Source organism: Streptomyces sp. NPDC048295 (assembly GCF_040652135.1).
In the GTDB taxonomy this organism is placed as follows: Bacteria; Actinomycetota; Actinomycetes; order Streptomycetales; family Streptomycetaceae; genus Streptomyces.
On the sequence record NZ_JBEZLL010000060.1, the window covers coordinates 1 to 18,213 of the forward strand.

The 18,213-nt window shown below is 71.6% G+C and carries 10 protein-coding genes and 1 pseudogene; all 11 read right to left on the reverse strand.

The features are described 5' to 3' along the window. Positions 1-194 (reverse strand): annotated as a pseudogene (locus AB0D53_RS41210) (ketol-acid reductoisomerase); the annotation flags it as partial. A gap of 76 nt (positions 195-270) precedes the next feature. Beyond that, positions 271-846 carry an acetolactate synthase small subunit gene (gene ilvN / locus AB0D53_RS41215; RefSeq protein ID WP_362454615.1) on the reverse strand — a complete coding sequence of 192 codons (576 nt, stop codon included), beginning with the start codon at positions 844-846 and terminating at the stop codon, positions 271-273. A gap of 14 nt (positions 847-860) precedes the next feature. Continuing rightward, on the reverse strand, positions 861-2,750 hold the full coding sequence (locus AB0D53_RS41220; protein ID WP_362454618.1) for an acetolactate synthase large subunit: 1,890 nt from the start codon (positions 2,748-2,750) through the stop codon (positions 861-863). A gap of 136 nt (positions 2,751-2,886) precedes the next feature. After that, entirely contained in the window at positions 2,887-3,663 is a 777-nt protein-coding gene (locus AB0D53_RS41225; RefSeq protein WP_329813521.1) for a 4'-phosphopantetheinyl transferase superfamily protein, read from the reverse strand. Positions 3,664-3,706: 43 nt separating this feature from the next. Next, positions 3,707-4,999 (reverse strand): MFS transporter, encoded by a 1,293-nt coding sequence (locus AB0D53_RS41230; RefSeq protein WP_362454620.1) that lies wholly within the window; start codon positions 4,997-4,999, stop codon positions 3,707-3,709. Then, positions 4,984-6,462 carry an argininosuccinate lyase gene (locus tag AB0D53_RS41235; protein WP_362454622.1) on the reverse strand — a complete coding sequence of 493 codons (1,479 nt, stop codon included), beginning with the start codon at positions 6,460-6,462 and terminating at the stop codon, positions 4,984-4,986. The genes AB0D53_RS41230 and AB0D53_RS41235 overlap by 16 nt, the downstream gene beginning before the upstream one ends. Continuing rightward, positions 6,459-7,724 (reverse strand): ATP-grasp domain-containing protein, encoded by a 1,266-nt coding sequence (locus AB0D53_RS41240; RefSeq protein ID WP_362454624.1) that lies wholly within the window; start codon positions 7,722-7,724, stop codon positions 6,459-6,461. The genes AB0D53_RS41235 and AB0D53_RS41240 overlap by 4 nt, the downstream gene beginning before the upstream one ends. After that, complete coding sequence (locus AB0D53_RS41245) at positions 7,721-8,770, reverse strand: cysteine synthase family protein (protein ID WP_329813517.1); 1,050 nt, start codon at positions 8,768-8,770, stop codon at positions 7,721-7,723. The genes AB0D53_RS41240 and AB0D53_RS41245 overlap by 4 nt, the downstream gene beginning before the upstream one ends. A gap of 1 nt (position 8,771) precedes the next feature. Further along, positions 8,772-9,689, reverse strand: a complete 918-nt coding sequence (locus tag AB0D53_RS41250; RefSeq protein ID WP_329813516.1) for a kinase — start codon at positions 9,687-9,689, stop codon at positions 8,772-8,774. 188 nt (positions 9,690-9,877) lie between these two features. Then, positions 9,878-16,963 (reverse strand): amino acid adenylation domain-containing protein, encoded by a 7,086-nt coding sequence (locus AB0D53_RS41255; RefSeq protein WP_362454627.1) that lies wholly within the window; start codon positions 16,961-16,963, stop codon positions 9,878-9,880. Then, on the reverse strand, positions 16,960-18,213 hold a 1,254-nt coding region (locus AB0D53_RS41260; protein WP_362454629.1), incomplete at its 5' end, for a non-ribosomal peptide synthetase. The genes AB0D53_RS41260 and AB0D53_RS41255, both read right to left, overlap by 4 nt.

Here is an 18,213-nt window from a genome sequence, read left to right on the forward strand (position 1 = left end):
ACGCGCAGGCCCTGCTCCTCGGCCTTCGCCCTGGACTTCGAGCCCTCGTGCAGACCGACCCGGACATCGACACCCGAGTCACGCAGCGACAGCGCGTGGGCATGGCCCTGGCTGCCGTAGCCGATGACCGCGACCTTGCGGCCCTGGATGATGGACAGGTCGGCATCGTCGTCGTAGAACAGCTCGGCGGGCATGGTGGTTCTCCTTGATTCCTGGATCGTGAGGGTGTGCGGACGGGACTGCGGAAAGCTGTGTTCTGTGCGGGAGGTGCTAGGCGCTCTGCGCGTCGGCCGTGGCCGTGGTGGCGGAGGACGGGGTCAGATGGATCGGCCGGGTCTCGCGTGCGGAGCGGTCGGCCAGGGCCCGGGAGCCGCGTCCGATCGCGATCGCACCGGACTGGACGAGTTCCTTGATGCCGAAGCCCGCGAGCATCCGGAGCATCGCGTCGAGCTTGTCGCCGGAGCCGGTCGCTTCGAGGGTGACGGCGTCGGGCGAGACGTCGACGGTTCTCGCCCGGAACAGTTCGGCGATCTGGACGATCTGGGCCCGGGTGCCGTTGCCGGCGCTCACCTTCACCAGGACCAGTTCGCGCTGGACGGCGGAGTCCGCCTCCAGTTCGACGATCTTGAGGACGTTGACCAGCTTGTTGAGCTGCTTGGTGACCTGTTCCAGGGCCAGTTGGTGATCGACCCTGACGACGACGGTGATCCGGGAGAGCTCGGGGTGTTCGGTGGTGCCGACCGCGAGCGAGTCGATGTTGAAGCCGCGGCGCGAGAACAGGGCGGCGACACGGGCCAGGATGCCGGGCGTGTCCTCGACCAGGACGGAGAGCGTGTGCTGGGACATGTCAGAGGGTCCTCTCAGTCGTCCGCGGAGTCGCCGAAGTCGGGGCGTACGTCGCGTGCGGCCATGATGTCGTCGTTGGAGGTGCCGGCAGGGACCATCGGCCACACCATCGCGTCCTCGTGGACGATGAAGTCCACCACGACGGGGCGGTCGTTGATCGCGTTGGCCTTGTCGATGATCGCGTCGAGCTCGTAGGGGTTCTCGCAGCGCAGGCCCACACAGCCCATCGCCTCGGAGAGCTGGACGAAGTCCGGGACCCGGGTGCCCCGGTTGGTGTCGGATCCCACTCCGCGGGTCGAGCCAGTGTCCGCGTTGGTGGCGCCGTCGTGCAGGACCGTGTTGGAGAACCGTGCCCCGTAGAACAGGTTCTGCCACTGGCGGACCATCCCGAGCGCGCCGTTGTTGATGATCGCGACCTTGATCGGGATGTTGTTGAGCGCGCAGGTGGTGAGTTCCTGGTTGGTCATCTGGAAGCAGCCGTCGCCGTCGATCGCCCAGACCGTGCGCTCGGGGCGTCCGGCCTTGGCGCCCATCGCGGCCGGGACCGCGTACCCCATCGTTCCGGCGCCACCCGAGTTGAACCAGGTGCCCGGCTCCTCGTGCGGGAGGAACTGCGCCGCCCACATCTGGTGCTGCCCCACACCGGAGGCGAACAGCGTTCCCTGTGGCGCGAGTCGGCCGATCCGCTCGATGACCTGCTGCGGGGAGAGCAGCCCCGGGTCCGCGGGGAGTTCGTAGCCGCGCGGGTAGGTGGTGCGCCACTGGTCCAGCTCCCGCCACCAGGCCGTGTAGTCGCCGGCGCGGCCGTCCTCCCGTTCGGCGCGCACGGCGTCGGACAGGGCGAGGAGTACCTCGCGGGCGTCCCCGACGATGGGGACGTCGGCGAGCCGGTTCTTGGAGATCTCCGCCGGGTCGATGTCGGCGTGGACGACCTTGGCGTGCGGGGCGAAGCCGTCCAGCCTGCCGGTGACCCGGTCGTCGAACCGGGCGCCCAGGGCCACGATCAGATCGGCCTTCTGGAGTGCGGCGACCGCCGCGACGTCGCCGTGCATGCCGGGCATGCCCACGTGCTGCGGGTGGCTGCCGGGGAAGGCGCCCAGCGCCATCAGGGTGGTGACCACGGGCGCCCCGGTCAGCTCGGCCAGGGCGCGCAGCTCGTCCGTGGCCCGTGCCTTGAGCACCCCGCCGCCGACGTACAGCACCGGGCGGCCCGACGTGCTGATCAGGCGGGCCGCCTCGCGGATCTGCTTGGCGTGCGGCTTGGTGACCGGGCGGTAGCCGGGCAGGTCCGTCCGGGTCGGCCACCGGAAGGTGGTGGCCGCCTGCAGGGCGTCCTTGGTGATGTCGATGAGCACCGGTCCGGGCCGGCCGGTCGAGGCGATGCGGAAGGCTTCGGCGACCGTGCGCGGGATGTCGTCGGCGTTGGTGACGAGGAAGTTGTGCTTGGTGACCGGCATGGTGATGCCGACGATGTCGGCCTCCTGGAAGGCGTCCGTGCCGATCGCCTTGGAGGGGACCTGGCCGGTGATCGCGACCAGCGGCACCGAGTCCATGTACGCGTCCGCGATCGGTGTCACCAGGTTGGTGGCGCCGGGACCGGAGGTCGCCATGCACACCCCCACCTTGCCGGTGGCCTGCGCGTAGCCGGTGGCCGCGTGCCCGGCGCCCTGCTCGTGGCGGACCAGCACATGACGGACCCGGGCCGAGTCCATCATCGGGTCGTAGGCGGGCAGGATCGAGCCGCCGGGAATGCCGAACACGGTTTCCGCGCCGGCCTCTTCGAGCGAGCGGATGAGCGACTGGGCACCCGTCATGCACTCGGCGCCGGTGTCCGGCTGCCCGGCGGTGCGGGGTCGCGTGTGCGGGAGGAGGGCCGCGGGGGCCTGCTTCACAGCGTTTGACATCGTCAGTTCCAAAAGTCCGTAGGAGTGTTGGCGAGGACGTATCGGTGATCGGCAGCCGCGGCGGGAGCGGCCGGGTGGTGCGTGCCCGCCGCCGGGTGATCACCGCAACGGTGCACCCGGCGGACCTGGGGAGAGGTCAGGGCGGAGTTCTTGCCGTCTGCAGGGCGTCGCAGGTGTGCCGTACGACGTCCAGGCCGGCGAGCCTCCTGACGAGGGGCCCGTCCACGGTGAGCTCGCCGCGGACCGCCACCGCCGCCGCGTAGCCCCGGTCCACCGGGACGTCCAGGAGGGTCCAGCCGGAGGGCGGGTACGGGCCCTCGGGTCGTCCCGAGCCGACGTAGTCGAGAGCGGGGTCGCGGCCGAGGCCCGTGCCGAGGCCCTTGAGGTAGGCCTCCTTGCGGGTCCACAGCCTGGCGAGGGCCCGGGGCCGGGCCGGCGGGCTCAGGGCCGCCAGTTCGGCCTGCTCGTCCACGTGCAGCATCGCGGCGAGGTCGGCGGTGCCCTCCTCGTCCGGCACCAGTTCCACGTCGACCCCGATGGGGGCCGCCGCGGTTCCGACGACGGCGAGATCTCCTCGGTGGGACAGCGAGAAGAACAGCCGGTCGTCGGCGTCGAGCACGGTGGGCCGGCCGTGCGGTCCGCCGCAGCAGGGGCAGGTGTCCCGGCCGAGGTGGACCTCCTCGGGGCGCAGGCTCAGGTACGAGCCGAGCAGCCGGCGAAGGGCGACATGCGCGGCCGTGAACCGGGTTCGGTCGGCGGCGTGCATGAGCGTGGCGGCACGTTGACGCTCGGTCGCGTCGAGTACCTGTTCGTCCAGGATGCCCATGGGGACATCCGAGACCCGCAGGAGCCAGAGATCGAGCGAGCCAGGGGGTGGCAGCTCACGAACGACCCACGGCAGGGTTTGTTCCACGGGGTCTCTCCTGTTCGTACGAGAGTGACAGGCGAGTCGGGTCTCACGGCGCGGCCGGCGCGACCGGGAGGTCCCGCCTTCGGCGCAGCGGCCCGATCAGGAGGAGCAGCGGGGTCAGGGCGAGTCCCGCGGTGAGCAGCCACAGGGTGGGCCGCAGTCCGAGGGCGGTGCCGAGGATCCCGCCGAGCAGCGAACCGAAGGGAATGGCGCCGAAGTTCGCGACGGAGACACTGGCCGAGACGCGGCCGAGCAGCTGGGGCGGACAGTAACGCTGGCGGAACGCGCCCTGGATCACGTTGGCGAGCACGACGCCGAGCGAGAGGACCGCGCTGCCGACCACCAGTGCCGACAACGTCCAGTCCGTCCCCGTCAGCGGGATGAGCAGGGCGAACGGTGCGCTGGCGATCGTGGCGACCAGCAGTCCGCGGGCCGATCCGAACCGTGCGATCAGGCGTTTCGCGGTGGTGGCCCCGAGAATCCCGCCGATGCTGCTCGACGCGAGGAGCCAGCCGGTGGCGCCCTCGGGCACCCTGAGCTCACGGATGATGAAGACCGGCAGGATCGCCGCCTCGGCCGTCAGCAGCAGGTTGGTGGCGGTGCCGTACAGGGTGAGGACGCGCAGGTAGGGGTCCTTGAAGGTGTACTGCACCCCCTCCTTGATGTCCTGTCGCAGGGCCGGGCGTTCCCCGGTCTTCTCGGGGATCGGCTCCTTGCGCCGGATGCCGAGCAGACACAGCGCGGAGACGAGGAAAGTCGCCGAGTTGACGAGGAGACCGGAGGCGGCGCCGAACGCCTGGGCCAGCAGGCCGCCGCCGCCCAGCCCGGCGACCTGGGCCACCGATTCACTGCCCTGGAGCTTGGCGTTGGCCTCCTGGAGGTCCTCGGGTCCGACGATGGAGGGCAGGTAGACCTTGTAGGAGATCCCGAAGAACACCGCGGCGAACCCGTTGATCAGCGCCACGGTCATCAGCTGGGCCATCGTCAGGACGCCGAGCCAGCCGGCCACCGGAACGCTGGCCAGGAGCACGAGCGGGACCAGGTTGCAGATCAGCATGATCGGCCGGCGTCGCATCCGGTCCACCCAGGCACCGGCGGGCAGGCCGATGAGCAGCCAGGGCAGCCAGGGGGCGGCCGCCAGCACGCTCACCCAGAAGGTGCTCGCGTCGAGCGTCACCACGGCCACCAGGGGCATGGCGACCCCGGTGATGTTGATGCCGACGCGGTTGGTCGTCTCGCCGAGCCACAGCAGCCGGAAGTCGTGGTGGCCGAGCAGTCCGCTGCGCGGAGGACGCTCCTGCGCCGTGCCCGGAGGGCGTTCGGTCAGGCGGGCCGACATGACGTCACCGCCTCGGCCACGGTCCGCGACAGCAGCGCCGCTCCGTCGGACCAGCGGGTGCGCCGGCCGGTCAGTTCGGCCTTGAGCTCGTCGTGCAGGGTGCCGAGGGCGCGTATTCCGTCGGCCGTGGAACCGGGTCCGCCGCCGTGGGCGCACGCCGCGGCCACCCGGTCGGGGGCCAGCCCGCCGTCGTCGACGGCGGCGAAGCGGGCCGCGTCCACCAGCGACCGGCCGGATTCCAGGGCACCGAGCACGGTCTCGCCGACGAGATGGTGTGCGGCCCGGAACGGCGTTCCGTCCAGGACGAGCCGCTCCGCGAGGTAGGTGGCGGAGGTGAAGCCGTCCACGGCCCGGTCCGTCATGCGTTCGCGTTCCGGTTCCGTGCCCGCCACCACCAGGCTCAGCAGCGTCACCGCGTCGGTGGTGCTGCTCAGTCCGGGCCAGAGGTGCCGTACGGCCTCGGTGCCCACCGCGATGGCGTTGGTGTAGCCGCCGGTGGTCATCGCGGACGCCGCGCCGACGAAGGCGCCGAGGCTCGCGGTGGACCTGCCCTGGATGTGTTCGAGCAGGAAGGGGTTGCGCTTCTGCGGCATCATCGAGCTGGAGCCGACGAGGGTGTCGCCCACCCGCAGCAGCCCGAACTCCTCCGAGGTCCAGGTGCTCAGGTCCCGTCCGGCGCGGGCCAGCGCGACGCCGAGGACGGCTGAGGCGGAGAGCAGGTCGAGGACGAAGTCCCGGGAGGCCACCGCGTCGACCGAGTTGGGCGCGGCCGAGCCGAAGCCGAGGAGTTCGGCGGTGCGCAGAGGGTCGATGGGTACGGAGGTCCCGCCGATCGCGCCGGCGCCCAGGGGGTTGACGTCGATCTGGGCTCCGGCGTCCAGCAGCGACCGGTACGCGCGCAGCACCGCGCCCGCGACACCGGCGAGGTAGTGGCCGTAGCTGATGGGTACGGCCGGCTGGCCGTGGGTGTACGCGGGCATGATCACGTCCCGGTACTCCTCGGCCTTGGCCAGGAGCACCCCCGCCAGCCGGTCGACCGCGTCGAGCAGGGCCAGGTAGGGGCCGCGCGTCTTCAGCCGGGTGGTGGTGGCGTTGAGGTCGTTGCGCGAGCGGCCGGTGTGCAGGATGCCGCCCGTCCCGTCGCCCAGCCGCTCGATGAGGTGTCCCTCGTACGCCAGGTAGACGCCGCGCGGCATCGGGGTGGCGCGGACCGGGGCGAAGTCCTGGCCGCGCAGTTCCTCGATGGTGCTCAGCAGGGCCGCGGCCCGGTCCGCGTCCACGATCCCGCGTTCGGTGAGCATGATCAGGTGGGCCCGGTCGACCTCGCTGATGCAGCGCAGTTCCTCGCCCAGCCCGTCCGTGGTGTCCGGCAGGTACTGGTCGTAGACGATGCGGTGCGCCTCGGCGTCGAGCGCGGCCTTGAGCCGGCCGGTGTCGACGCCGTGCGCCGTCGCTGCGGTCATGCGAATGCCTCCTCTGTGTGCAGGTCCGCGTAGGACACGGCCCCGCCGAGCAGGACCACGGCCCGGTCGGCTGCCTCGGCCGCCCGGACCGAGCGGTCGGCGACGGCGATGGCGTGGCCGACACGGCCCCGGAAGTCCTCGGCGGGGCCGACGGGTTCGCCGGCGGCGCGGTAGAGCACCGCCTCGACGGTGCCCGGTACGGTGCGGGCGCGGGCCACGGCTTCCGCGAGTGCGGCGGACCGGGCGAGGATGCCGTCCTGTTCCGCGGTGAGGAAGCGGATGGAGGCGCGGGCGTATCCGGAGCGTTCCAGCTCGGGAGCGGTGCCGAGCGCGGCCAGCACCTGGGCGCGCACCAGGTCGATCCCGCAGGCCCTGCGGACCAGTTCGGGGATCATGCCGCCGGCCAGCCGGGGGTTGACCTCGATGACCTCGGCGGTCCGGGGGCCGGTCAGGCGCAGTTCGACGTGGGCGGCTCCCCAGCCGAGGCCGAGGGCCCGCACCGCGCGTACGGCGGTCTCGCGCAGCGCGATCTCCTGTTCGCCGGGCAGCGCGGCTGGCACGTCGTGGCCGATCTCGACGAAGGACGGCAGCGCGCCGACGTGCTTGGCGACGGTGACGACGGCGTCGGTGCCGAACACCTCCACGGAGAACTCCGGCCCTGTCAGGTACTCCTCGACGAGGATCCGGCCCGGTGAGGCGATGCCCCGCTCGTTCACGGTGGCCGCCAGCAGTGTCCCGGCGTGCTCGGCGACCTCGTCGAGGTCCGCGCAGAGCCGTACGCCCAGACTCCCCGAGCCCTGCACCGGTTTGACCACCACGGGCAGTCCGATGGAGCGGGCCGCGGCCAGTGCGTCGGCGACCTCGGAGACGACGGCGAAGTCCGGTGATCCGACGCCCGCGTCGTGAAGCTTCCGGCGCTGCTCGGCCTTGTCCCGGCAGGCCCGCACGGCCTCGGCCGCCGGACCGGGCAGCCCGAGCCGGTACGCCAGTGCGGCGGCGGTCGGTACGTAGTACTCGGAGCTGGTCAGGACGCCCGCGATGGCGGCCTCGTCCTCCAGGGCGCGGACGGCCGCCCACAGCGCGGCCTCGTCGGAGGTGTCCACGACGACGGTCCGCAGCCGGTCCTCGGCGGCGTACGGGTAGCGGCCCGGGTCTGCGCAGAGCAGTACGGGCACCACGCCCAGCTCGGCCGCGCGCCGCGCGAACAGCCGTCCCGTACCGGTGGTGTTGCTCTCCACCAGGAGCAGCAGGTGCTCGCTCATGAGCCGACCACCGGCAGCACCACGTCGTCGAAGCCGCGGCGGGCCCACAGCAGCCGGGACCATGCGGCGGGGGCGTCCAGCGGGTGCTCGACGGTGACCGGGCCGTCGACGGCGGGGGCGGGGACGATCCCCTGCTCACCCAGCCAGGCGTCGTTGTAGACGGTGGACTGGTAGCGGTAGCCCTCGTCCGGGAGCACCATCACGACGGTGCTGTCCGGGTTCTGCGCGGCCCACCACGAAGCGACCTGGAAGGACGCGCCGCTGGTCGGGCCCATGAACAGGCCGTGTGCGCGGTAGAGCTCGTGGGTGGCGTGGAAGGCCTCGGGGGCTGTCACCCAGTGGACCTCGTCGTACGCCGCGTGCTTGACGTTGCCCGGGTGGATGCTGCTGCCGAGTCCGCGCAGCATGCGCGGTCCGTCCGGGCTGCCGAAGATGATGCTGCCCTGGGTGTCCACGCCGACCAGGTGCAGGGCCGGGCCGGTCTGGCGCAGCGCGGCGGCGAGTCCGCCGGTGGAGCCGCCCGAACCGACCGGGCCCACCAGGCAGTCCACGGCTCCGACCGTGTCGCCGATCAGGTCGGCGACGACGCCGTACGCACCGGGGTTGTCGGGGTTGTCGTACTGGCCGGGGACGAAGGCGTCGGGGTGCTGCCGGCGCAGTTCGGCGACGCGGGCGAGGCGGGCGCCCTGGATGCCGCCGGCCTGGCCGGTGTGTTCGACGATCTCCACCGTCGTACCGAGCATTTCGAGCCGGGTGCGCAGGTCCCGGTCGATCGCCGAGTCGCCGACGATGGTCAGCGGGTAGCCGCGCAGGCGGCAGACCATGGCCAGGCCCAGGGCGAAGGTGCCCGAGGAGGTCTCGATGATCCGGGTGCCCGGGGAGATCAGGCCGGCGGCCTCGGCACGGTCGAGTATGTAGCGGGCGGGCAGCAGCTTCATCAGGCTGAAGGCCGCCGCGTAGAGGTTGTCGGTCACCTTGATGATGCGTGGCAGCTCCGTGGCCTCCACGATCGAGGAGTGAGCCTTGGGCAGAGTCGTCGTCGTCATGTCAGTCACCCGTTGTGTAGTTCCACTGCTCGTGAATTCCGAGCTCTTGCAGGAGGTCCTGGGCCAGTTCGGTCCGCGCCTCGACCTCGGGGTCGTCCCGGTCGAAGAGAAGGCCCGCGATGTCCCCGCTGTGCGCCGCCTGTACCCCGACGGCTCCGGTGGTCCGCGCGATGTCCCGGATGCGGTCGAGGTCCGGGATCGGCAGATGACGCTGATTGATCTCCGTGCTGGCCGTGGCCACCGAGCCCAGCAGGGCCACGTCCTTCATCTGGATGGCCTCCCGGAGCATCGCCTGCAGCCGGGTGAAGAGGTCGATCTCGTCCTGCCCGTAGCGGGCCGGTGAGAGGGCCAGGGTGTCCACGCCCCGGCCGCCGCCCTCGGGGCGTGAACCGAAGCCGAGGACCCGCATGGCAGGCATCCGGTAGCCGAAGTCCTCGATCACCGTGCCCTCGCGCTGGGCGAACAGGACGGTGGACTCCTCGAACATCAGGGAGTCGGACGCGGTCTCGGCGCGTACCGCGATCCGGGCCACTTCCTGCGGCGGCAGCGGGCTGACGAACGCGTCCTTCACCGCCCAGATGGCCGCGAGCACATCGCTCGTGGACGAGCCGAAGCCCCGGCACAGCGGCACGTCGCCGGTGAGGTCCAGATGACCGCCCGCCGGCTCGGCACCCGGCGGTGTCACGGCGCGGACCGCGAGTTCGGCCGCGCGCCGCGCCTTGCCCTTCCATTCCGGTGTGACGGTGACCTCGTCACCAGGTGCGGGTATGAACGTCGCGCGAGTCGCGTGAATGGTGCAGGGAAGAGTGACGAGACCTCGGGTGAGCCCGCCGTCACCGGGGAAAACGCCTTGCAGGATCTCGCCGTGGTGGACGGGGGCTGAAGCTACCCCGACACGCCAGCCGGAATGATCAACCATTTCCTTGACTTTCTGTTGCCGGGAGCCGTGGCCTGCGGATGGCTTCACGCTATGCAGGCCACCACCCGCCGCCCGGCGGCATGAGCGGCAGCACGCGGGCAATTCGGGGTGCCGGAGCAGGCGACGGCGCACGCGAAGGTGCCCGGGTCCGCCGCAGTGGCGGGCCCGGGCACCTGTGTGACGGCGGATCAGTGACGCGCTCCTCGCAATTCCTCGGCCAGCACCTTTCCGATCTCGCGCAGCGGCTCGGCCGTGGTCATGTCCCAGTGCTCGCAGTCGATGTCGTGCTCCTCGACGCGGCCCCCGACGTGGGGTGCCCAGGCGTCCGCACCGCCCGTCGCGGCCGGGGTGCGGGCGGCGTTGAAGAACACCGCGTCGCCGCCGAACCGCCGCCGGGGAACGTACCGGTAACGCATCTCCAGGTTGCCGGCCGTCGCGGCGACGACGGCGGCGGCCTGGGCGGGCTCCAGGGCGCCCAGGATCGCGTCCTCGGCGCGCAGTACGGCGGCCAGTTCCTCCGGGTCCGGGGCGGTGTCGGCGCACCGTACGCCGATCTCGGCTCCGCGGCCGCCGAGCAGCGCGGTCAGCACCTCCCGGCCGGTGATGGCGGGTGGCCGGAATCCGTCGGGCAGCGGGTAGGAGTCGAGCAGCGCCAGCAGGGCCACTTCCTCGCCCTGCTCCTCCAGTCTGGCCGCGATCGCGTGCGCCACCAGACCGCCGAACGACCAGCCGAGCAGGTGGTACGGGCCGTGGGCCTGGACCGAGCGGATCTCGGCCACATAGCCGTCCGCCATCTCCTCGATACCGGCCGGCCGGTCCGAGGGGCTGGTCAGCTCCTTCGCCTGGAGCCCGATCAGCGGACGCCGCCCGCCGATGTGCCGGAGCAGTCCGGCGTACGACCAGCTCATCCCGGAGACCGCGTGGACGCAGAACAGCGGGGCCTCGGTGCCGGTGGCGGACGCGGCCCGGATGGGCAGCAGTGTCTCCATCGGGTCGCCGCCCGTGTTCGTGGCGATGTGTTCGGCGAGCAGCACGGGCGTCGGGTACTGGAACAGGTCCCGGATGGTGACGCGGGTGTCCCAGATGGAGCGGATCCGGCCGATCAGCCGGGTGGCGAGCAGGGAGTGGCCGCCGAGCTGGAAGAAGTGGTCGTCGATGGTGACCGCGGTCAGTCCCAGGACCTCCGCGAAGAGGCCGCACAGGACTTCTTCGGCCGGGGTGCGCGGCTCCCGGCCGCCGCCGGTGTCGGCCTGCTGCGGTTCGGGCAGCGCGCGGCGGTCGAGCTTGCCGTTGACCGTCAGGGGCAGCGCCTCCATCGGCACGATCGTGGCCGGAACCATGTACTCGGGCAGGGCCGCGACCGCGTGCCGGCGCAACTCGGCCAGGTCCGGCAGGCTGCCTTCGGCGGGCACCACGTACGCCACCAGCCGTTTGTCACCGGGCCGGTCCTCGCGGATCAGCACAGCCACCTGGGCGAGGGAGGGGTGCCGCAGCAGCGCCGATTCGATCTCACCCGGCTCGATGCGGAAACCCCGCAACTTGATCTGCTGGTCGGCCCGGCCGAAATACTCCAGCGCGCCGTCCTGGCTCCAGCGGGCCAGGTCGCCGGTGCGGTACATCCGGGAGCCGGGCACGCCATGGGGGTCGGCGACGAACCGCTCCGCGCTCAGTGCGGGCTGTCCGATGTAGCCGTGGGCGAGGCCGTGTCCGGCGACGTAGAGCTCACCGGGGACGCCGGGCGGCAGCAGCCGGAGGTTCTCGTCCAGGACGTAGGCGTGCTTGCCGGCGATCGGGCGTCCGATCGGGATGGCGGGTGCCGGACCGGTGAGGGTGTGGGCGGTGGTGAAGCCCATGCTCTCGGCAGGCCCGTAGCCGTTGACGAGGTGGAGGTGGGGGTGGTCGGCCAGTGCCTTGGCGGTGTGGGCGGGCGAGGCCGCCTCACCGGCGGTCATGGCCTCCTTGATCCGGGAGAAGACCGCCGGGTGCTCGTCGAGCATGTGGTTGAACAGGCTCGCCGACATCTGCAGGGTGGTGATCCCGTGCCGTTCCACCAGCTCCGCGATCTGGTGCGGGTCGGTGTGCTGGCCGGGTTGCAGGACGCAGACACCGCCGTGCAGGAGGGGCCCGAAGACCTCCAGGGCGAAGGCGTCCCAGGAGACCGGAGAGCTCTGCAGGTAGGTCTGTCCGGGGCCGAAGTCCAGGTAGTCGGGGCCGATGAAGGTGGCGGCCAGCGCCCGGTGCGAGGCCGCGACGCCCTTGGGCACTCCGGTGGACCCGGAGGTGAACATCACGCAGGCGATGGACTCCGGGTGCCCGCCCGTCTCCACCGGGGTGCCCGGCAGGGCGCTGACCGTGGGTATCTCCGCGGTCAGGTCGACGAGGGTGGCCGGGGTCGTCAGGGGCGTCAGGTGGGCCTGGGTGACCAGCGCCGCCGGATCGGTCTGCCCGAGCACGGTGTTCAGCCGGTCGGCCGGGAACTGCGGGTCGAGCAGGGTGTATCCGGCCCCGGCCTTCAGGGCGGCGAGCAGGGTGGCGATCAGTTGCGGGGACCGCTCCAGGTGGATGGCGACGATGCTGCCCGGGGTGACTCCGCGCGCGGTCAGGTGGCGGGCCAGCCGGTTGGACCAGATGTCCAGCTCCTGGTAGGTGACCTGCTGTTCCTCGTGGACCAGCGCCACCTCGTGCGGAGTGCGGCCGGCCTGCGCCGTGAAGAGGGCGTCGAGCCCGAGGGCGGGCGCCGGCGACTGCGCGCCGCTCCACTCCCGCAGCCGCGCCCGCTCGTTCCCGGACACCAGCTCCAGCTCCGCGAGGGGCAGATCGGGGGTGGCGACGGCGCCGGTGAGGAGCCGGACCAGGCGGTCCGCGGTGGCCTCGATGGTGCGTGCGTCGTACAGGTCGGTGGTGTACTCGATCAGGATGTCGAGGCCGTCGGGCCGTCCGTCGGCGGCGCGGTTCTCGGCGAACGCGAAGGTGAGGTCGAACTTGGCGACGGAGACCGGCGGGAAGGCGAACTCGCCCTCCAGTCCGGCCAGCCCGGGTGCCTCGTCACTGGTGTCGCCGACGGTGAGCATGACCTGGAAGAGGGGGTGCCGGGCGGTGGTGCGCTCGGGGTTGAGGGCTTCGACCAGCCGGTCGAACGGCAGGTCCTGGTGGGCCCAGGCGGCGAGGTCGGTCTCCCGGACCCGGGTGAGCAGCTCGCGGAAGCTCGGGTCGCCGCTGGTGTCGGTGCGCAGGACGAGGGTGTTGACGAAGAAGCCCACGAGGTCGTCGAGCTTCTGGTCGGTGCGGCCGGCGACGGGTGAGCCGAGCGGGATGTCGTGGCCGGCGCCGGACCGGGACAGCAGGGTCGCCACGGCCGCCTGGGCCACCATGAACAGAGTGGTCCCGGTGTCCTGGGCCAGCGACATCAGGGCGGTGTGCAGTTCGGCGGGGCAGTGCACGGCGTGTGTGCGGCCGCGGTTGGAGGCGACGGCGGGGCGGGCGTGGTCGGCGGGCAGTGTGGCCTCTTCCGGCAGCTCGGCGAGCACCCCGCGCCAGTGGTCGAGCTGGCGCTCCTCGTCGCGTTCCAGGAGCCGTTGCTGCCAGAGGGAGTAGTCGGCGTACTGGACCGGCAGCGGCTCCCAGGCGGGGGCGGTGCCCTCGGTGCGGGCCTGGTAGGCGGTGGCCAGGTCACGGAAGAGCGGCCCGTTGGACCAGCCGTCGGAGGCGATGTGGTGGATCACGAGCATGAGCACGTGGTCCTCGGCCCCGATCCTCAGCAGCTGAGCCCGGTAAGGGAGTTCGGCCGCCAGGTCGAAGGTCCGGCCGGCCTGCTCGGCCAGCCGCCCGGCGAGTTCCTCCTCGGTGGTGGTGACCAGGGGCAGGTGGGCGTCGGCCGGCGGAAGGATGTACTGGTGGGGAGTGCCCTCGTGGGCGGGGAAGACGGTGCGCAGGCCTTCGTGGCGTGTGGTGAGGTCGGTGAGGGCGAGCTGGAGCGCCTGGGGGTCGAGTCCGCCCTTGAGGCGCAGGGCGAGCGGGATGTTGTAGGTGGCGGAGGGGCCTTCCATCTGGTCGAGGAACCACAGCCGCTGCTGTGCGGAGGAGAGCGGGATGATGTCCGGCCGCTCCTCGGGCATCAGCGCCGGCCTCCTTTCCCCACTGCCCTCGGACGCGATCCGCTCGGCCAGTTGCGCGACGGTCGCGTACTGGAACAGGTCCCGGATGGTGATCCCGGTCTCCCACACGGCCCGGATGCGGCTGATGAGGCGGGTGGCGAGCAGGGAGTGGCCGCCGCGCCGGAAGAAGTGGTCGTCGATGGTGACCGACGGCAGCCCGAGCACGGCCGCGAAGAGACCGCACAGGACTTCCTCGGCGGGGGTGCGGGGCGGGCGGCCCCCGGTGTCGGTGCTCTGCTGGGGTACGGGCAGGGCGCGCCGGTCGACCTTGCCGTTGGTGGTGAGGGGGATCTCGTCGAGGACGACGAAGGCGGACGGGACCATGTACTCCGGGAGTGTCCCGGCGATCTCGCGGTGGACCGCCTCGGTGCCGATGCGGGCGCCGTCGGCGGCGACGAGGTAGGCGGCGAGGCGCTTGTCGCCGGGCCGGTCCTCCCGGACCACCACGGTCGCCTGTCCCACACTCTCATGGCCGGTCAACGCGCTCTCGATCTCGCCGAGTTCGATGCGGAAGCCGCGGAGTTTGACCTGCTGGTCGGCACGGCCGAGGTATTCGAGGGAACCTCCGTGGTTCCAGCGGACCAGGTCGCCGGTGCGGTACATCCGCGTACCGGCCGGACCGTACGGGTCCGCGACGAAGCGCTCCGCCGTCAGCGAGGCGCGGTCGAGGTAGCCCTGGGCCAGGCCGGCTCCCGCGATGTACAGCTCTCCCGGGGCGCCCGGCGGGACCAGCCGCAGACCTTCGTCGAGTACGTACAGCCGGTGGTTGTCCAGGGGCTCACCGATCGGAATGGCACCCGCGTAGTCCAGCGGGCGGTGGATGCGGTGGGTGGTGGCGAAGGTGGTGGTCTCCGTCGGACCGTAACCGTTGACGACCGTGACGTCCGGGCAGCGGTCCATGACGCGGCGCACCGCCTCCGGCGGGACGACGTCGCCTCCGGCCCATACCTCATGGACTCCGGCGAAGGCCTCGGGTGCCTCCTCGGCCATGACGCGGAAGAGTCCCGCGGTCATCCAGAGGGCGGTGATCCGGTGCTCGGAGAGCAGCCGTTGGTAGTCGGCGGGGGCGAGATGGCCGCGCGGTGCCACCACGACGGTGCGGCCGTTCAGCCACGGCACCCAGATCTCGTACGTCGAGGCGTCGAAGGCGGCGGGCGAGTGGAACAGCACGCGCCGGTGGTTGCCGTTCGCGTACATGGTCTGGGCCGCCAGGTCCGCCACATTGCGGTGGGTGACCGCGACCCCCTTCGGGACCCCGGTGGAGCCCGAGGTGAACATCGCGTACACCGGCTGGTCGGGGTGGATGCCGTGTACCGGAGCGGTCGCGGGCAGCAGGTCGAGTCCGGTGGTGTCGCCCAGGACGACGACCTGTGCGTCGCAGTCCAGGACGACCTGGTGGTCGGAGAGGGCCTGGTCGGTCAGCAGGACCGGAGCCCGGGTGTCGGCCAGGATCTGGACGAGCCGGCTGTCGGGGTCGGTGGTGTTCAGCGGGGCGTACACGGCACCGGCCTTGACCACGGCGAGCAGCGCGGTGAGCAGGTCGGACGAGCGCTCCATGAGGACGGCGACCACATCGTGCCGCCGCACTCCGACGTTGATGAGGTGGTGGGCGAGCCGGTTGGTTGCCTCGTCGAGTTCGGCGAAGGTCAGGTCGTGATTCTCGTCGACCAGGGCGATCGCGTCCGGGGTGCGGGCGGCCTGGGCGGCGAACAGCTCCGCCAGGCTCATCCCGGAGGTGCCGGTGGCGGTACCGCTGCGCTCCTCCAGGAGCAGCCGCCGCTCGTGCTCGCCGAGCAGGCCGAGGACCGACAGCGGGGTGTCGGGCGAGGTGACCACGGCTTCCAGCAGCCGGTTCAGCCTGGCCATGAGGGCGTCGATGGTCCGGGCGTCGTACAGGTCGGTGGCGTACTCGATGGTGATGTCCAGGCCGTCCGGCCGGCCGTCGCGGGTGCGGTGCTCGGCGAAGCCGAAGGTCAGGTCGAACTTGGCGATCTGCAGGGCGCTGTACTCGGTACGGGCGTCGAGCCCAGGGAAGCCGATGAGGTCGGACCCGGCCTCGCCCATGGTGAGCATCACCTGGAAGAGCGGGTGGCGGGAGGCGGAGCGCTCGGGGTTCAGCACCTCGACCAGCCGGTCGAAGGGCAGGTCCTGGTTGTCCCAGGCCGCCAGGTCCGTCTTGCGGACCCGGGAGAGCAGGTCGCGGAAGCTGGGGTCGCCGCTCAGGTCCGTGCGCAGCACCAGGGTGTTGACGAAGAAGCCGACCAGTCCGTCGAGTGCCTCGTCGATGCGCCCCGACACCGGGGAGCCGATCGGGATGTCGGGTCCGGCCCCGGAGCGGGACAGGGCGGTCGCCACGGCGGCCTGGACGGCCATGAACAGTGTGGCGCCGGATTCCCGTGCGAGGTGGGTCAGACCGATGTGGAGCTCGGCCGGCAGGTGTACGTCGCAGGTGGCGCCCACGTACGAGGCGGAGGCCGGGCGCGGACGGTCGGCCGGCAGGGTGGCCTCCTCCGGAAGCTCGGCCAACGCCTTGCGCCAGAAGTCCAGTTGGCGGACACCGGCACTGTCCGGGTCGTCGCCCTCACCGAGCAGTTCCTGCTGCCAGAGGGTGTAGTCGGCGTACTGGACCGGCAGCGGCTCCCACGCGGGGGCGATGCCCTGGGCGCGGGCCTCGTACGCGGTGGCGAGGTCCTGGAGCAGGGGCGCGGTCGAGCCGCCGTCCGACACGATGTGGTGCATCACGATGAGCAGGACGTGTTCCTGCTCGCCCAAGGCGATCAGGCGTGCCCGGACGGGCAGGTCCACCGCGAGGTGGAAGACCTGGGCGGACTCCTCGGCGAGCACGGCCGGGAGCGTCGCGGCGTCGGCCGGGACGACCTCCAGTGCGAGCTCCACGTCCTCCTCGGCGAGGATGTGCTGATACGGGGTGCCGTCCTGGTCGGGGAAGAGGGTGCGCAGGCTCTCGTGCCTGCCGACCACGTCCAGGAGCGCCGACTGGAGTGCCGGACGGTCGAGTTCGCCGTTCAGCCGCACGGCGAGCGGGATGTTGTAGGTGGTGGACGGCCCTTCCATCTGGGCGATGAACCAGAGCCGCTGCTGGGCGAATGACAGGGGAATCACTTGGTCACTCCCATCCGGCGCATCGGCCGAAGTCTGGGCCGCGCGGCCTCGGCGCCGTCGAGCTTCTCGACGAGCGTGGCCACGATCGGGTTTTCGAAGAGGGTCGCCACGGAGAGCTCGACCCCGAGGACGGTGCGGATCCGGCCGGCGAGCCGGGTGGCGAGGAGCGAGTGCCCGCCGAGGTTGAAGAAGTGGTCGTCGATGGTGACCGACGGCAGTCCGAGGATCTCCGCGAAGAGACCGCACAGGACTTCTTCCTTGGCGGTGCGCGGTGCGCGCCCGGTGGGTTCGTTGTTGAACTGCGGGGCGGGCAGGGCGCGTCGGTCGACCTTGCCGTTGACGGTGAGGGGGATCTCGTCGAGGACGACGAAGGCGGACGGGACCATGTATTCGGGCAGCAGCCCGGACACCTGCCGCTGCACGTCCCCGGGCTCGATCCGGGCGCCTTCCTCGGCAGTGAGGTAGGCGACGAGTCGCTTGTCGCCGGGCCGGTCCTCGCGGACGACGACCGTGGCCTGGGCCACTCCCGGCCGTCCGGCGAGGACGGTCTCGATCTCGCCAGGCTCGATGCGGAAGCCGCGGAGTTTGACCTGTTGGTCGGCGCGGCCGAGGTACTCGACCGAGCCCTCGTGGTTCCAGCGGACCAGGTCACCCGTGCGGTACATCCGCGTACCGGCAGGGCCGTACGGGTCGGCGACGAAGCGGTCGGCGGTCAGCGAGGGACGGTCGAGATAGCCCTGCGCCAGGCCGGCTCCCGCGATGTACAACTCTCCCGGTGTGCCCGGCGGGACCAGCCGCAGGCCCTCGTCGAGAACGTACACCCGGTGGTTGTCCAGGGGCTCACCGATCGGAATGGCACCCGCGTAATCCAACGGACGGTGAATGCGGTGAGTGGTCGCGAAAGTGGTGGTCTCCGTCGGACCGTAACCATTCACGACCGTGACGTCCGGGCAACGGTCCATGACCCTGCGCACCGCCTCCGGCGGAACGACGTCACCACCCGCCCACACCTCACGCACCCCGGCAAAGGCCTCCGGAACCTCCTCCGCCATCACCCGGAACAGACCCGCCGTCAACCACAACGCGGTGATCCGGTGCTCGGACAGCAGCCGTTGGTAGTCGGCCGGAGCCAGATGCCCGGCGGGGGCCACGACCAGGGTGCCGCCGTTCAGCCACGGAACCCACATCTCGTACGTCGAGGCGTCGAACGCCATCGCGGAATGGAACAGCACCCGCGTGTGACAGCCGTT